This window comes from Noviherbaspirillum sp. (assembly GCF_035254685.1).
GTDB lineage: Bacteria > Pseudomonadota > Gammaproteobacteria > Burkholderiales > Burkholderiaceae_D > Noviherbaspirillum.
The window spans coordinates 105,747-120,175 of record NZ_DATFAI010000041.1 but is presented as its reverse complement, the minus strand read 5'-3'; the positions used below and the strand labels follow the sequence as shown (position 1 = coordinate 120,175).

Sequence of the window (14,429 nt, the reverse complement as noted above, 5' to 3'; positions counted from 1 at the left end):
CACTACAGTGTTGCCGTGCCGGCGCGGCCCGGTATCACCGGCTCCGGCTCGACCGCTTCGCTCGGTTCCAGGCGCGGTGCGTAGCGGAAGAAGTCCCAGATGAACAGGGCGACGCCGATCGTGAACAGCGATGCGGTGACGATCAGCATCAGGAAGTGCACCTGGATGCGCAATTGCGTGTCGAGATAGCCGAGGCCGAGGATGCGTTCCAGGTAAACCTGGGCTATGCCTGCGGTGGCGAAGGAGAGGGTCATGCCGAACATGCCGGCGAGTTGCAGCCAGAAGGCCCAGAAACCTACACTTGTTCCTTGCTCGGGCCGGTCGCGCGTCATCAAGGGCAGCGCGTAGCTGATCATGGCCAGTACGATCATGGCATAGGCGCCATAGAAAGCGGCGTGGCCGTGCATGGCGGTGATGAGCGTGCCGTGCGTCCACTTGTTGACGCTCGGCCAGGTGTGCGCCAGGCCGAGCAGGCCGGCGCCGAACATGGTGAACAGGGCGCTGCCCACGGTCCAGTGCAGCGCCAGCACGTTCGGATGCGCGAGGCCCGTGCGGCGAATGGCCGAATACGCATAGATCGCCATGCCGATCAGCGCCAGCGGTTCCAGCGCGCTGAAGAAGCCGCCGATCGGCAGCCAGTAGTGTGGCACGCCGACCCAGTAGTAATGGTGCGCGGTGCCGATGATGCCGGCGATGAAGACCAGGCCGACGATCACGTACAGCCACTTCTCCATCACCTCGCGGTCCGCACCCGACAGGCGGATCAGCAGGTAGGCGAGGAAACCGCCCTGGATCATTTCCCACACGCCTTCCACCCAGAGATGGATGGTCCACCAGCGGTAGAAGATGGCGATGGTGTAGTTGCGGAAGTCGATCAGCGACGGCAGATAGAGCACCGCTGCGCTCCCGAGGCCGATCAGCAGCACACCTTCGGTGGTGGTGAAGCGACCGGAATTTTTTATCGTCATGCCGATGTTGTAGAGGAACATGAGCATCACGATCACGATCACGATCTTGTGCGGCAGCGGCTGCTCGAGCAGCTTGTTGCCGGTACCGTAACGGAACAGGTAGCCGATGACGGCCGTCACGCCCATGATCACCCAAAGGATCAGCTGGATGTACGCGAGCTTCACGCTGTAGAGCTCGGTGCGCGATTCGTCTGGCACCATCCAGTAAGTCGCACCCATGAAGCCGGTGAGCACCCAGACGATCAGCAGATTGGTGTGGATCATCTTCGTGACGTCGAAGGGAAGGATGTAGAGCAGGGGATCGGGGCCGAGGTACTTGGAGGCGGACAACAGCCCGAACACGAGCTGCAGGCCGAACAGCACCATCGCCACCGCGAAGTACCAGTAGGCTACAGACTGGGAACGATATCGCATTGCAGTTCTCCCTTTATTTCAGGCTCATCAGGTAGGCGACCAGCTGGTCGACCTGCTCGGGCTTGAGTTCCTTGCTGTAGTTGTCCGGCATGAAGGACTGGCCATTCGCGGAGAAGGTCGGGCCGGGCACAAGATAGGCGCTCGGCTTGAGGATCGACTCGCGGATGTAGCCGGCCGCATCCTTGGCCGAACCCTTGTACTGGCCGGAGCCGACCAGCTGCTGCGCGCGCGTGGCGACGCCGGAGAGCGACGGGCCGACCAGGTTGACGCCGGGCGCGACCGAGTGGCAGGCGAAACAGCCCGGCGGCGAGGAATGGAACAGCGTCTCGCCGATCGCGACCGGATCGTCGCCCGACGTGACGGGGCGAGCGCCCGGTGTCTTTTGCGCGCCGCCCGCCGGCGTACCGGCCGGGTTCTGCTGCTGCGCCGGTGTCGCGCTGGTGCCCGGGATGCTCGCGCCGGTCACCAGGATCGGGCGCGGCGGCCAGTTCTGGTTGTCAACCTTGCTGACCCAGTCGAGGAAGGACAAGAGATCGTTGATTTCATTGTCCGACAGGTTTTCCTTCGGCATCAGGCGGCGGTGGCGCTGCTCGTTGTAGAACTTGGACGGATCGTGCAGGTAGGCGCGCAGGTAGGGCGTGCCGCGGTACTGCGTAATCTTGGTCAGGTCCGGCGCATAGTAGGCGCCTTCGCCGAACAGCGTATGGCAGTTGATGCAGTTGTATTTGTGCCAGACGTCCTTGCCATGGATCACTTCGGGCGTGAGGTTTTGCGCATTGGTCAGCTTGTCGACCTGTCGATGCGTATCGATGGTCATGCCGAGGAAGGCCACGCCGATGATGGTGGTGGAGACGATGGCGAAGAGGCGGCTTTGTCGTTTGTTCATGACTGGCCCGCCCCGTCAGACGCCGATGCCAGACCAGTAAGTCACCGAGATGTAGCCGCCATAAATGATGGCGCACAACATCAGCAGCAATACAAGGAAACTGAGGAGCCTGAGCGGAGCATACAACGCGGAGCCGTGCATGAGCGATTCCTCCATTGTCGGGATACCCGGGCATAGCAAGCACGATGCCACGATCCTTGGGGCAAGCCGGTATCGCCGCCGCCTCATACATATTGGGGTGGCCGCCGGATCAGGGCAGCAGAACGCTCCGGCATCGCCCTGGATGCCGGGTGCTTTTTACCGTTCCTTGCAATTCTTACGCGGCACTTTTTTCAAGGGCCGGAAGTTTTTGCACTGTCGACATTTTTCAGCTCGGCCGTACGTTCCATCACCCGCACCGGCTCCAAGCGCACGCCGAGCGATGATAGTTTCCTGTTCATCGACTTGACGGCACGCTCCACCGAGGTGCGCGAGGGATCGAAAGTAAAAGCCAGGGCGGGGTTGTCGATGGACACGCGCACGCTGCCGTGGTCCACGCCCTGCGCACTCTCGGCTGCGCGCGTCAGGTCATGTTGAGTGGCCTCGCCGGGCGGCAGGTTGCCCTCGATCGCGCAGAAGGCGACGTGATGGTGCGCCGCTTCGGCGCGCAACAGTTCCGCATGGTCATAGACCACCGCCACCTTGTCTTCGACGCAGTGGCCGCAAGGCAGCGCTGCGGTGCAGGACGTCGCAAGCGCCAGCGCGACAACGATTCTCCGGATCATGATTTTCCTTGCCCCGCAGCGGCCGGTGCGGGCGTAGCCGGATTCGAATCGACCCAATGGAAATACTTGATGAGACCGTTGATTTCCTTGTCCGACAGGTTCTGGTTGGGCATCGGCAGGTTGTTGTGTTCCTTCAGCAATGCCTTCGCATCCGGATCGGTGGCGAGCATGTCCTCGGGCGACTTCAGCCAGCGGCGCAGCCAGTCGTCGCTGCGGCGCTTGGTCACGCCGGCCAGGTCGGGGCCGATCTTCTTGCCGCGACCGCCCACCAGCGCATGGCAGGCGAGGCATTTCGATTCGAACTGGAGTTTCGCCTGCGCCGCGTCGGGATCGGTCGGCGTCGGCGAGGCGGCGATGTTGTGGTGCTCCGTGGCATTCTCGCCGGCGGCGCCGGTGCTCAGCAGGCCGACCGCGCCCTGCGATGCATTGGCGAAGTGATGGTCGACCATCACATAGGAACCTTCTTCCGGGATCATGAATTCTACGATCGCGCTGTTGGAGGAGCCGAGCAGCACCGTCTGCATGCCGCGGAACTGGTTGTCGGGATTGCCTTCCATCCAGACGCGATCGAAGATGGTGCCGACCACGTGGAAGCTGGAGGTCTTGCTGGGGCCGACGTTCAGCACATACAGGCGCACCCGCTCGCCGGCCTTCACCGGCAGCGGATTGCGCATCATGCCGTTGTGCACGCCGTTGAACACGGTATACGTCGACTGCGCATTGCGCAGGCGGTCGCCGTCCAGCACATACAGCGGCACGCCTTCCACCTTGGCATTGCCCGGGGCCGGCTTGACGTAGAACTCGCTCTGGATGATGACGTATTCACGATCGACCTTGGTCGGGTAGCCCTCGCGCGGCTCCACCACGACCGCGCCGTACATGCCGGAGGCGATGTGCTCCAGCGTCATCGGCGTGCCGCAGTGGTACATGAAGACGCCGGGGTAATTGAGCGTGAATTCGAATTCGATGGTCTGCCCGGGCGCGATCGAGCGGTACTTGTCCTCCGGCGACACCATCGCGGCGTGAAAGTCCATCGAATGCATCATAGGAGCTGCCGTCATCCTCGGGCCCGGCACCGGTTCGTCACTGCGGTTGGTCATCGAGAACTTGATGCGGTCGCCCACCCTGGCGTGGACTGTCGGGCCCGGCACCTGGTCGCCGAAGGTCCAGGCGCTGAAGCGCACGCCCGGCGCGATTTCGATGATCTTGTGCGTGGTGTCGAGGCGGATCGTTTTCACCGGCGACGGATCCAGCGGCTTCAGCGCTGCCGTCGTGCTCAGCGCGCTGCCTTCGGCGTAGACGCCGCTGTGCCGCTCTGAGGTGACCTTGGCGGGCGCCGGCTTGAGATCCATCTTCGCCGTATCGTAGCGCGAGGCGGCGGGGGAGGAGGCTTGCGCTGGCGCGGCAGGAGCGCTGGTTTGCGCGGACGATGTCGAGGCTCTTTCGCCGCAGGCGGTTGTAAGCAGTGCAAGGCTGAGCACGGCAGTGAGAGATGCAAGGGATGCGAAGCGCGGCAAGACGATTGCGTTCATGAAAGTCCTTTTCGGGCGATGGAAGACATTACGTTACCATGCGGAAAGGCGTGGCATATCCATCGAGAATTTCGGCCACGCTTCGATGCAATCGTCGTGCCGGAATTGATCCTGCGCCGCTAATCCACTTCCAGTGCCTGCAATTCGATACGGGCGCTGCCGTCCTTGATATGAAGAAAGCCGAGCGAGATCGGCAGTTTGAAGCGACGCGGCCCTGCGCTGCCGGGATTGACGTACTGCACGCCGCCCTCCCTTTTCACGGAGGGCCGATGCGAGTGGCCGCTGATGATTACGTCGATGCCCGCGCTTTTCGGATCGAGGTCGAGGTCGGCGATGTCATGCACCACGTGGATCTTCACGCCGCCGATGTCCAGCGTTTCCCTTTCCGCCAACGCTTCGGCCCAGGCACCACGGTCGTTGTTGCCGCGCACCGCAACCACCGGCGCAATCTCCCGTAGCGTCTGCAATACCTTTGCGTCGCAGATGTCGCCGGCGTGAATGATCAGGTCCACGCCCTTGAGCGCCAGCAGCGCTTCCGGCCGCAGCAATCCATGCGTGTCCGCGATCAGGCCTATGCGTTGTGTATTCATGTCCTTGAATAATGGTGGGGCGCGCACGCCCTGCGCCGAGATCTGCAAAATATGCTTTAATGGCTGGGACTGACGTGAAGGCGCACGGTGTTGCCATCCATTCAGTTTCTTATTCTTCCATTTTGACGTATGCGCGAGCCAGTTGTTTCATTGCTGATGTGTTGTTGCCGGCGGCCGGAGGGGCTTGCCGACTAGCGTGCGCGTTTTTCGTCAGATTCCAATGGCCGCAGTGTTGAAAAACCTGCGGCCATTTTGTTTCGTGCATGTTTCATGCGGCCAGGCCGCAAGCGAGAGGACTGCCATGAAAGCTGAAGCCCAGATTATCCACGCAGCGCCCCGCGTTGCATTGGTCCCATCGGCGACCGGGGACGAGGGCGCGATCTGGCGCGGCATTCGCGATGCCGCGCAGGCTGTCGCCCGGCGCGAGCCGATGCTGCGCATGCGCGTGAACTCGCTAGTGCTGTCGCTGGCTGCACCGGCATCGATCATTGCGGCCGTGCTCGCGCGCCGGCTGGCCTGCGAAGACCTGCAGGAGCCCGCGCTGCACGCCCTGATGGAAGACATCCTGCGCGACCAGCCGCTCATCCTTGCGCAAGTCACGGACGACCTGGCGGCCGTCAGGGAGCGTGATCCGGCATGCCCCGACTCGCTGCATGTGCTGCTCAACCTGAAGGGCTTCCACGCCTTGCAGACCTATCGCATCGCGCATGCGTTGTGGCAGGCGGGACGCACCGAGCTCGCCTTTGCGCTGTCGAACCAGGCTTCCGCGGTGTTTGCGGTCGACATCCACCCGGCCGCGCGCATCGGCAGCGGCGTCATGCTCGACCACGGCACCGGCATCGTGATCGGCGAAACCGCGGTGGTCGAGGACAAGGTCTCGATCCTGCAGAACGTGACCCTCGGCGGTACCGGCAAGGAGCATGGCGACCGCCATCCGAAGATCCGCCAAGGCGTGATGATCGGCGCAGGCGCAAAAATCCTCGGCAATATCGAAGTGGGAACGATGAGCAAGGTTGCGGCCGGCAGCGTGGTATTGAAGCCGGTACCGCCGCATTGCACGGTGGCCGGCGTGCCTGCGCGCGTCGTGCGGCATCATCGGCCGGAAAGCTGTCCCTCGGTGGAGATGGACCAGACGCTTTGAATGACCGCTGGTTGCATGCTGGCGCGAAACCGCCGGTTCAAGACGAGCTGATGATTCTGTCAGCACTTGTTAATGCGACTTTACACAATGCAGCATTGCAGCCGGTGCGAATTATCCGAGGGCAAAATCCAGCGAAATTCGCCGATTTCCTCGGAATTTTTTTTCAAAACTGCAACTAAAATGACCGGGATCAATTTATCTCGCATCCGGCGCGCATTGCCGACAGGTCGCTTTGCTGTGCCGGAGAGAGAAGGAATCCGAACCGGTCATGCGCAAGATTTTCCACAAACTACAAAGGGTTTCGAGGGTTTCGCCATCTTTTCAGCTTCTGGCAATTGTCGGCGCGCTGATTGCTGTCCTGTGGGGCGCGATCTGGTTCGATCTTGAACGTGGTCGCGAGGAGTCGCTCGCCAGGAGCCGCAACGACCTGACCAATCTCGCGCTAGCCTTCGCCAAGGAAATCGAAGCGTCCGTCAGGATGATCGACCTCACGCTGCAGGACCTGCGCGAGCACTGGGAAGCCGACCGGGATCGCTTCTCGGCCGTGGTACGTCATCGGCAGGACTACCTGGAGCGGGAAGTGGGGTTTCAGGTCGCAGTCATCGACGCTGACGGCATGCTGGTCTATTCCAGCATCGACCAGCCATCAAGACCTGTGAATCTTGGCGACCGCGAGCACTTCCGCGTCCATCGCCTGCGAAGCAGCGACGAACTCTTCATCAGCAAGCCCGTGCTGGGCCGTGTCTCGGGGCGCTGGTCCGTGCAGTTCACGCGCCCCATCTATGACAGGAACGACAGGTTCGACGGTGTGATGGTGCTTTCCGTGTCCCCCGAATATTTCTATCGGTTCTACCGCTCGATTGCACTTCCACGGGACAGCGCCGTCTCGCTAATGCGCGGAAACGGCGAGATCCTCGCGCGCTTTCCGGTGCCCGACCTTGCGCTTGGCCGGAACATCACGCACTCGCCTTTCCTCGACAGGCTGTCGGCGACGGCCGGCATCTTCCAGAAGATTTCGCAAGTGGACGGCATCGAACGGCTGTACGCCTGGCGCAAGCTCGAAAGACATCAGCTTGTCGTTTCCGTCGGATCTTCCATGCAGGCCATCTCGGCACCATACGAGCGGCAGAAGTCGCGCTCCATGTTCGCCGGCATCGTCGGCACCGCGCTGCTGCTGTTGACAGGATATCTGAAGCTGATCGCGATCAGGCAGCGGCAACGGGCCGATCGCGAACTCGCCACGAACGAGGAACGCTGGCGCGTCGCGCTCGAAGCCGTCGGCGATGGGGTATGGGACTGGAACATCGAGCGGAACCGGGTCGATTTTTCGGATGGGTGGAAGGCTATGCTCGGCTATCGACCCGGCGAAATCGGCAGCGACCTCGAGGAATGGAAGTGCCGGGTGCATCCGGAAGACCTGCCACAGGTGATGCGCAATATCAACGCACACTTCAGTGGAGAGACCGGTTTCTTCGCCAGCGAACAACGCATGCAGTGCAAGGACGGTAACTGGAAATGGGTGCTGGCTCGCGGCATGGTGATCCAGCGCTACGACCACGGCGCTCCCCGGCGCATGGTCGGTACGCATACGGACATTTCGGACAGGAAGGAACTGGAGAACGCGCTGCAGAACCTGGCCACCACGGATCCTTTGACAGGACTTTGCAACCGGCGCCAGTTCCTTGCCCTGCTGGAGGGCGAAATGGCACGCGCCGTGCGCTATCCAGGCAATAACGTCTGCGTGCTGATGGCAGACCTGGACCATTTCAAGCGTGTCAACGATGCCTTCGGCCATGCCGTTGGCGACGCCGCGCTGAGACATTTCGCGCAGATTCTGCGCAGCACGGCGAGGCAGACCGATTTCGTCGGACGTCTCGGTGGGGAGGAGTTTGCCGTTGTGCTGACGGAAACGAACCTGGAGGCTGCCGAACTGTTCGCCCGGCGACTGTGTTCAAGCCTGCGCGAAACGCCCTTGCAATTCGACGAGGTGACGATCCAGATGACAGTCAGCATTGGTGTTGCCACTTTGGAAGGGCTGGATGTTGCAGCGGAACATGTATTGCGTCGTGCGGACATGGCCCTGTATCAGGCGAAGGCTGCGGGACGGAACTGCGTCGTCACGAAATGCGGGTTATCGCAAGTGTAGCGGGGCGTGCGCCTGCTAGCGCTTGTTATAATGCGTAGCATACTTTTGGTACATACTTGCCGTATTGCCACTTCGTCTTTACTCTAAGCTCCTTTCATCTACGCACCTTTCATTGACATGAACGCCCGTCGCGTCCTTGCGCAATTCGCCTTCGTGCTCCTGCTGCTTTCGCAGCAGCTGGGAATCACGCACGCGATTTCGCACCTGTCGTCGGCGGCGGCGTCAGGCAAGGTGCAGGACAAGCAGCTGCCGGCGGAACTGCAGTGCGAGCAGTGCCTGGCCTTCGCTGCGATCGGTGCCGGTCTTGTCGGTTCGCCGCCGCAGGTTCCCCTGCTGGCTGCGCCGGCCGAGACAGGGATCGCCATCCCGCTCGTTGCGCAACTCCCTCCCGTTCCGCGCGCCTTCGATTCGCGCGCTCCTCCCATCCACGCCTGATTGCTGTATTGCCTGGTCGCCGGCCCGCAATGTGCCGGTCCGATCCCTATTTCTGAATCAGGATAGAACATGATGAAACGACCCGTCCTGGCGTCGGCAGTGGCCGTCGCCAGCCTGGCTGCATGGTGCGCGCCCGCCGCGCCCGCATTTGCGGCTGGCGCTCCGGCGGCCAGCGCCCCGGAGCTGGCGCAGATGCGCGAAGAGATCCGGCAGATGAAGCAGGATTACGAAACGCGCATCCGCGCGCTTGAAGAACGCCTGCAGGCCGCGGAAGCGCAGGCACAGTCCACGCAGGCCGCACAAGCTGCTCCAGCTCCAGTTCCAGCTCCAGTTCCAGTTCCAGCCCCGGCTCCAGCGACGGTGGCAGCCGCGGGCGCGAGCGCCTTCAATCCCGAGGTGTCCCTCATTCTCGGCGGCACGTACGCCAATCTCTCGCAGGATCCGCAGCGATACCGCATCCAGGGTTTCGTGCCCGGCGGCGAGGAAATCGGCCCCGGCAAGCGCGGCCTGAACCTCGGCGAATCGGAGCTGACGCTGCGCGCCAACGTCGATCCGCGCTTTGCGGGGCAGCTGACCTTTGCGCTGTCCCCCGACAACACCATGAGCGTCGAGGAAGCCTTCTTCGAAACGAAGGGCCTGTCGAGCGGCGTGAACCTGCGCGGCGGCCGCTTCCTGTCTTCGGTCGGCTACCTGAACGGCCAGCATGCGCATGTCTGGGACTTCGTCGATGCGCCGCTGGCCTACCAGGCCTTCTTTGGCGGCCAGTTCAAGCCGGACGGGCTGCAGCTCAAGTGGCTTGCGCCGACCGATCGCTTCTTCGAACTTGGCGCGGAAGCCGGCAGCGGCGCCGCCTTTCCCGGCAACGACCGCAACAAGAACGGCATCGGCTCGGCGGCACTGTTCGCGCACCTGGGCGATGACATCGGCGACAGCGCAAGCTGGCGTGCCGGCCTGTCCTTCCTGCGCACCGGCGCCAGCAACCGACCCTACGACGACACCGACCGCACGGGTGCGAGCGTGCGCAACGCCATCAGCGGCCACGCCAACATGTGGATTGCGGATGCCGTGTACAAATGGGCGCCCAACGGCAACGCGACGCAGACCAACTTCAAGCTGCAGGGTGAATACTTCCATCGCAAGGAAAGCGGCACGCTGACCTACGACACGCTGGCGCAATCGCTTGGCACCGCCGCCGGCGGCTACGCCAGTGCGCAATCGGGATGGTATGCGCAAGCTGTCTACCAGTTCATGCCGATGTGGCGCGCCGGGCTGCGCTACGACCGGCTGCATTCCGGGATGCCGGCAATCGGTCTGGTGAACGGCGGCGCGCTGTCGAACGCGGACTTCCGGCAACTGGCCTCGTACAATCCGGCGCGCACCAGCATCATGTTCGACTACTCGCCCTCCGAGTTCAGCCGCTTCCGCCTGCAGCTCGCACGCGACCGCTCACGCCCAGAAGCGACTGACCACGAAGTTTTCCTGCAATACATCATGAGCCTGGGCGCGCACGGCGCCCACAGCTTCTAGGAGCCCGACATGAAAAAAATTCTTTTCGGTTTGATCGCGGCGCTTGCGGCTATCGTCGCATCGCCGGCATTCGCCACCGTCAACATCCTCGCCTGCGAACCCGAGTGGGCATCGCTTGCCACCGAAATCGGAGGCGACAAGGTGAAGGTTTCCAGTGCCACCACCGCGATGCAGGATCCGCACCGCATCGAAGCGCGGCCGAGCCTCATTGCGCGCACGCGCAACGCCGACCTGCTGGTATGCACCGGGCTGGAGCTGGAAACCGGCTGGCTGCCGGTCCTGCTGCAACAATCCGGCAACGCCAGGATCATGCCCGGCCAGCCCGGCTACTTCGAGGCCGGCAGCGTCGTGCCGCGGCTGGAAGTGCCAACCCATGTCGACCGCAGCCAGGGCGATGTGCATGCGTCGGGCAATCCGCACATCCAGCAGGACCCGCGCAACATCGCGCGCGTCGCCGATGCGCTCGTCAAGCGCCTGAGCGAGATCGACTCGCCTAATGCAGCCTTCTACCAGTCGCGCTACAAGGACTTTTCCGGCCGCTGGACGGTTGCGATGAAGAAGTGGGAGCAGCAGGCGGCGCCACTCAAGGGCACGCCGGTGGTGGTCCATCACAAGAACATGATCTATCTGCTGAGCTGGCTCGGGATGCGTGAAGTGGGAACACTCGAACCGAAGCCGGGCGTGGAGCCGAGCGCAGCGCACCTGTCCGAGCTGGTCGCCCAGCTGCAGCGCCAGCCGGCGAAGATGGTCATCCGCGCAGCCTACCAGGACGCCCGGCCCTCGCAATGGCTGGCTGAGCACGCCCACATTCCAGCAGTGACGCTGCCCTTCACAGTGGGCGGCAGTGATGCGGCGAAGGACCTGTTCGGCCTGTTCGACGATAGCCTGCGTCGCCTCCTGGAGGCATCCAAATGAATGCTGATGCCATCGATTTTTCCATCATCGGGCCCGCCTTCCTCGCCGGCCTGCTGGTCCTCGCCACGCACGTACCGCTGGGTGCGCAGGTGCTGCGGCGCGGGATCGTGTTCATCGACCTCGCGATCGCGCAGATCGCCGCGCTCGGTGTGATCGTCGCCGGGATGGCGGATTTCGAGCAGGCTTGGGCGGTGCAGGTGGCGGCCGGCATTGCGGCCGTGCTGGGCGCCTTCCTGCTGACCTGGACCGAGCGGCGCTGGCCGGAAGTGCAGGAGGCGCAGATCGGCGTGGTCTTTGTCCTCGCCGCAACCGGCAGCCTGCTGCTTCTCGCGCACAATCCGCATGGTGGCGAACACCTGCGCGACCTGCTGGCAGGGCAGATCCTGTGGGTGCGCTACGATCAGCTGCTCATGCCGGCGATCGCGACCGCCGTGATCGCCTTCGTCATCTTCCGCTTTCACAACCACCTCGGACGGCTTGCGTTCTACCTGCTGTTCGCGCTGGCAGTCACGATCTCGGTGCAGCTCGTCGGCGTCTACCTGGTGTTCGCCAGCCTCATCGTGCCCGGCCTCGCGGTGCGCAACTATTCGGCATCGCGGCGCCTGCCGATCGCCTATGCAGTCGGTATTGGCGGTTATGCAGCGGGACTCGTGATATCGACGGTGTACGACCTTCCTTCCGGCGCGTTGATCGTCTGGTGCCTGGCGGTGCTCGCCGTCGCGGTGTATGGTCTCGGGCCGGCCGCCCTGCGCGACCGGAAAATGCCGGTGGTGGAAGGCTATTGATGTTGCGCTTGCGCAGCGAGGCAGGCCCGCATCGCTGCGCAGGATCGGATCAGATCGACGTGGTGTCGTCGTCGAAATTATCGACGTCGATGTTGTTCACATCGTCGAAGCTGTTGTCGGAGGATGAATCATTGTCAGCGACATCGCGCGGCTGTGTGTTGCCTTGCCCATCGCCTTCATAGAAGTTGTTGACGGTGAGGTTTTCGGTCGGCTGGCCTCCCAGCAGATCATGCCCCATGAAGCCTGAGCCGTGATGGCCCAGCAGGTTCTCGATGCCTTGGAACAGGAAGGCGCCGCCGGCCACGCCCGCCGCCGTCGCCGCCATGTTGCCGAGGAAGCTGCCTCCGCTGCCGCCGAAAAATCCGGGGCGCGATGCCGTTGCCACTGGCGGTGGCGTATAGCCGGGTTGCGCGTACCCGGGGTGCGATGGCGGCATCGTGCTGCCCGCCGGAGCGGCATGCGTGGTGGGCGCGCTGGTGGCGCTTCGTCCCCAGCCGGATGCGACGTCGTCGAAAAAGCTGCCGCTCGTGCCCTGGCCTGCGCGTGCGGTTTGCAGCTCGCCTTCCAGTTGTGCAATGCGCGATTTGGCATTGTTCAATGCCTGCTCGAGCAGGATCGCGCGCTGCACGAGGAGATAGGCGGCATCCGGTTGCTGGGCAAGTGCGCGTGAAATCATCGCTTCAGCCTGCGGGTCCTTGTTGACCCCGCGCACCTGTGCAAGCTGGTTGAGAAAGTCCTGCAGAATCTGGGTTTCCTGCGCATTCATTACATTCTCCTTGATAAGGCTCTCACCACATATTGCGTTTGCGGCACTGAATTCAAGGGGACGTTACATCGCGTAACAGGATGGGCTCATGCAGGCTCAGGACTCCTTCTGCTTTTCCTCGATGGCAACCGCTTCGCGCCTGAAATGCTTGGACACTGCGTGATAGAACGGATGCGGGCTGAACTGGCGCGATACGAAGGATGAGATCAGCGTTGCGGCCAGCAGGTAGAGCATGGTGTCCTGGCCGTGGGTCATCTCCATGACGATGACGCTGGCGGTGATCGGCGCCTGCGTCGCGCCCGCGAGGAACGCGGCCATCGACAGCAGCACCAGGATGCGCGGCTCGGCGATGCCATGCAACAGCAGCGCCACGTAGTCGCCGATGCCGGCGCCGATGGCCAGCGACGGCGTGAAAATGCCGCCGGGTATGCCAGCAAAGTAGGACACGACGGTGGCCGCCCATTTTGCGATGCCGAAGAAGTGGTTGTCCGCGACATGGCCGTTCAGCAGCGACGAGGCCTGTTCATAGCCCGTGCCGTAGGTGGTGCCGCCGGCCAGCACGCCGAGCATGGCGACGACCAGGCCGCAGCAGAAGGCGGAACGGATCGGATACTGCGCGGGCAGGCTGCGGAAACGGTTCGGCAGTAGGCCGGGTATGCCGCGAATGAGCGTGCTGGAAAACAGGCCGCCGAAGACGCCCCCGGCCAGCGCCGAGGCGATGACCGCGGCCCATGCGCCGTTCAGGATCAGGATCGGTGCGTCAAGGCGGAAATAAGAATAATTGCCGAACAGCGCCAGCGACAGAAAGCCGGCGGTGAGCACGCCGGACAGCACGATCCTGTCCCAGCGCACGGCGCTGCCGCGCCCCAGTTCCTCGATCGCGAACACGACGCCCGCGAGCGGCGTGTTGAATGCCGCAGCCAGGCCGCCGGCCGCGCCCGCCGCGATCAGGGCCTCGGAGCGGAAACCCGGGCCCATGCGCATTTTCTCGTGCCAGAAATCGCCCCACGCCCACATCACGGCGGCACCCACTTGCACCGACGGGCCTTCACGGCCGATCGAGGCGCCGAAGAGCAGCCCGGCGGCGGTGAGCACGATTTTCCAGAGCGACTGGAGCAGCGAGACGAGCACGGCCTGCGCCCGGCTGCCGGCAGGCAGGGTCATCGAGGCAATGATCTGCGGAATGCCGCTGCCGCGCGCCTGGAGCGCGTAGCGGATCGTCAGCCAGCGCAGGCCGGCAAGGCCGAAGGGCAGCACCAGGAATGCCAGCCACCAGTGCGCATGGAAAAGACGTGTGTTCCATTCGAGCATCAGTTCCGCGAGCCGCGCAAAGCCAAGTGAAACGAGCGCGACGCAGGAAGCGCCGCCAAGGAAAATCGCGTAGCGGAGAGTGTGCCGTGAAATCCTTCCCGTCTGCCGCACTCTTTTGGCCACGGAAAGCTTTACCTGGTTCTTTATTTTTTCAATCAATTGGATTCACCGTTCGCATCCCCGGCGAAGTGCGCCGCGTGCCGGCATGACCGGCCGCTGCCGAAGGGGAGGGTACTGATGGAATTCGCG

At 63.2% G+C, this 14,429-nt stretch carries 14 protein-coding genes; 6 read left to right on the top strand and 8 right to left on the bottom strand.

The window, feature by feature from the left end; translation table 11 throughout:
* Positions 1 to 2: 2 nt before the first annotated feature.
* The 6 genes from VJ698_RS18160 to VJ698_RS18135 form a co-directional block, all read right to left on the bottom strand.
* A complete protein-coding gene (locus tag VJ698_RS18160; RefSeq protein WP_324104205.1) occupies positions 3 to 1,382 on the bottom strand; it encodes a cbb3-type cytochrome c oxidase subunit I in 1,380 nt (459 codons plus the stop codon).
* Between the two features lie 13 nt (positions 1,383 to 1,395).
* Complete coding sequence (locus tag VJ698_RS18155) at positions 1,396 to 2,268, bottom strand: cytochrome c (RefSeq protein WP_324104204.1); 873 nt, start codon at positions 2,266 to 2,268, stop codon at positions 1,396 to 1,398.
* Between the two features lie 15 nt (positions 2,269 to 2,283).
* Complete coding sequence (locus VJ698_RS18150; RefSeq protein ID WP_324104203.1) at positions 2,284 to 2,409, bottom strand: hypothetical protein; 126 nt, start codon at positions 2,407 to 2,409, stop codon at positions 2,284 to 2,286.
* Positions 2,410 to 2,600: 191 nt separating this feature from the next.
* Positions 2,601 to 3,032 (bottom strand): hypothetical protein, encoded by a 432-nt coding sequence (locus tag VJ698_RS18145; protein ID WP_324104202.1) that lies wholly within the window; start codon positions 3,030 to 3,032, stop codon positions 2,601 to 2,603.
* Positions 3,029 to 4,564 (bottom strand): multicopper oxidase domain-containing protein, encoded by a 1,536-nt coding sequence (locus VJ698_RS18140; RefSeq protein ID WP_324104201.1) that lies wholly within the window; start codon positions 4,562 to 4,564, stop codon positions 3,029 to 3,031. The genes VJ698_RS18145 and VJ698_RS18140 overlap by 4 nt, the downstream gene beginning before the upstream one ends.
* A 119-nt stretch (positions 4,565 to 4,683) precedes the next feature.
* Positions 4,684 to 5,154, bottom strand: a complete 471-nt coding sequence (locus VJ698_RS18135) for a metallophosphoesterase family protein (protein ID WP_324104200.1) — start codon at positions 5,152 to 5,154, stop codon at positions 4,684 to 4,686.
* A 301-nt stretch (positions 5,155 to 5,455) separates the two neighbouring features.
* Here VJ698_RS18135 and cysE point away from each other — a divergent pair, with 301 nt between their 5' ends.
* From cysE to VJ698_RS18105, 6 genes are all read left to right on the top strand, one after another.
* On the top strand, positions 5,456 to 6,295 hold the full coding sequence (cysE, locus tag VJ698_RS18130; protein WP_324104199.1) for a serine O-acetyltransferase: 840 nt from the start codon (positions 5,456 to 5,458) through the stop codon (positions 6,293 to 6,295).
* A gap of 268 nt (positions 6,296 to 6,563) precedes the next feature.
* A complete protein-coding gene (locus VJ698_RS18125; protein ID WP_324104198.1) occupies positions 6,564 to 8,441 on the top strand; it encodes a diguanylate cyclase in 1,878 nt (625 codons plus the stop codon).
* Positions 8,442 to 8,558: 117 nt separating this feature from the next.
* Positions 8,559 to 8,876: a hypothetical protein gene (locus tag VJ698_RS18120; RefSeq protein ID WP_324104197.1), complete on the top strand. Its 318-nt coding sequence runs from the start codon at positions 8,559 to 8,561 to the stop codon at positions 8,874 to 8,876.
* 69 nt (positions 8,877 to 8,945) lie between these two features.
* Positions 8,946 to 10,403: a hypothetical protein gene (locus VJ698_RS18115; protein WP_324104196.1), complete on the top strand. Its 1,458-nt coding sequence runs from the start codon at positions 8,946 to 8,948 to the stop codon at positions 10,401 to 10,403.
* Positions 10,404 to 10,412: 9 nt separating this feature from the next.
* Entirely contained in the window at positions 10,413 to 11,318 is a 906-nt protein-coding gene (locus tag VJ698_RS18110; RefSeq protein ID WP_324104195.1) for a metal ABC transporter substrate-binding protein, read from the top strand.
* Positions 11,315 to 12,103 carry a metal ABC transporter permease gene (locus VJ698_RS18105; RefSeq protein WP_324104194.1) on the top strand — a complete coding sequence of 263 codons (789 nt, stop codon included), beginning with the start codon at positions 11,315 to 11,317 and terminating at the stop codon, positions 12,101 to 12,103. The genes VJ698_RS18110 and VJ698_RS18105 overlap by 4 nt, the downstream gene beginning before the upstream one ends.
* Positions 12,104 to 12,152: 49 nt before the next feature.
* Here the strand turns inward: VJ698_RS18105 and VJ698_RS18100 are convergent, their stop codons facing one another.
* Positions 12,153 to 12,869 carry a DUF2076 domain-containing protein gene (locus VJ698_RS18100; RefSeq protein ID WP_324104193.1) on the bottom strand — a complete coding sequence of 239 codons (717 nt, stop codon included), beginning with the start codon at positions 12,867 to 12,869 and terminating at the stop codon, positions 12,153 to 12,155.
* 96 nt (positions 12,870 to 12,965) lie between these two features.
* Positions 12,966 to 14,345 (bottom strand): chloride channel protein, encoded by a 1,380-nt coding sequence (locus tag VJ698_RS18095; protein WP_414691188.1) that lies wholly within the window; start codon positions 14,343 to 14,345, stop codon positions 12,966 to 12,968.
* Between the last annotated feature and the right edge of the window lie 84 nt (positions 14,346 to 14,429).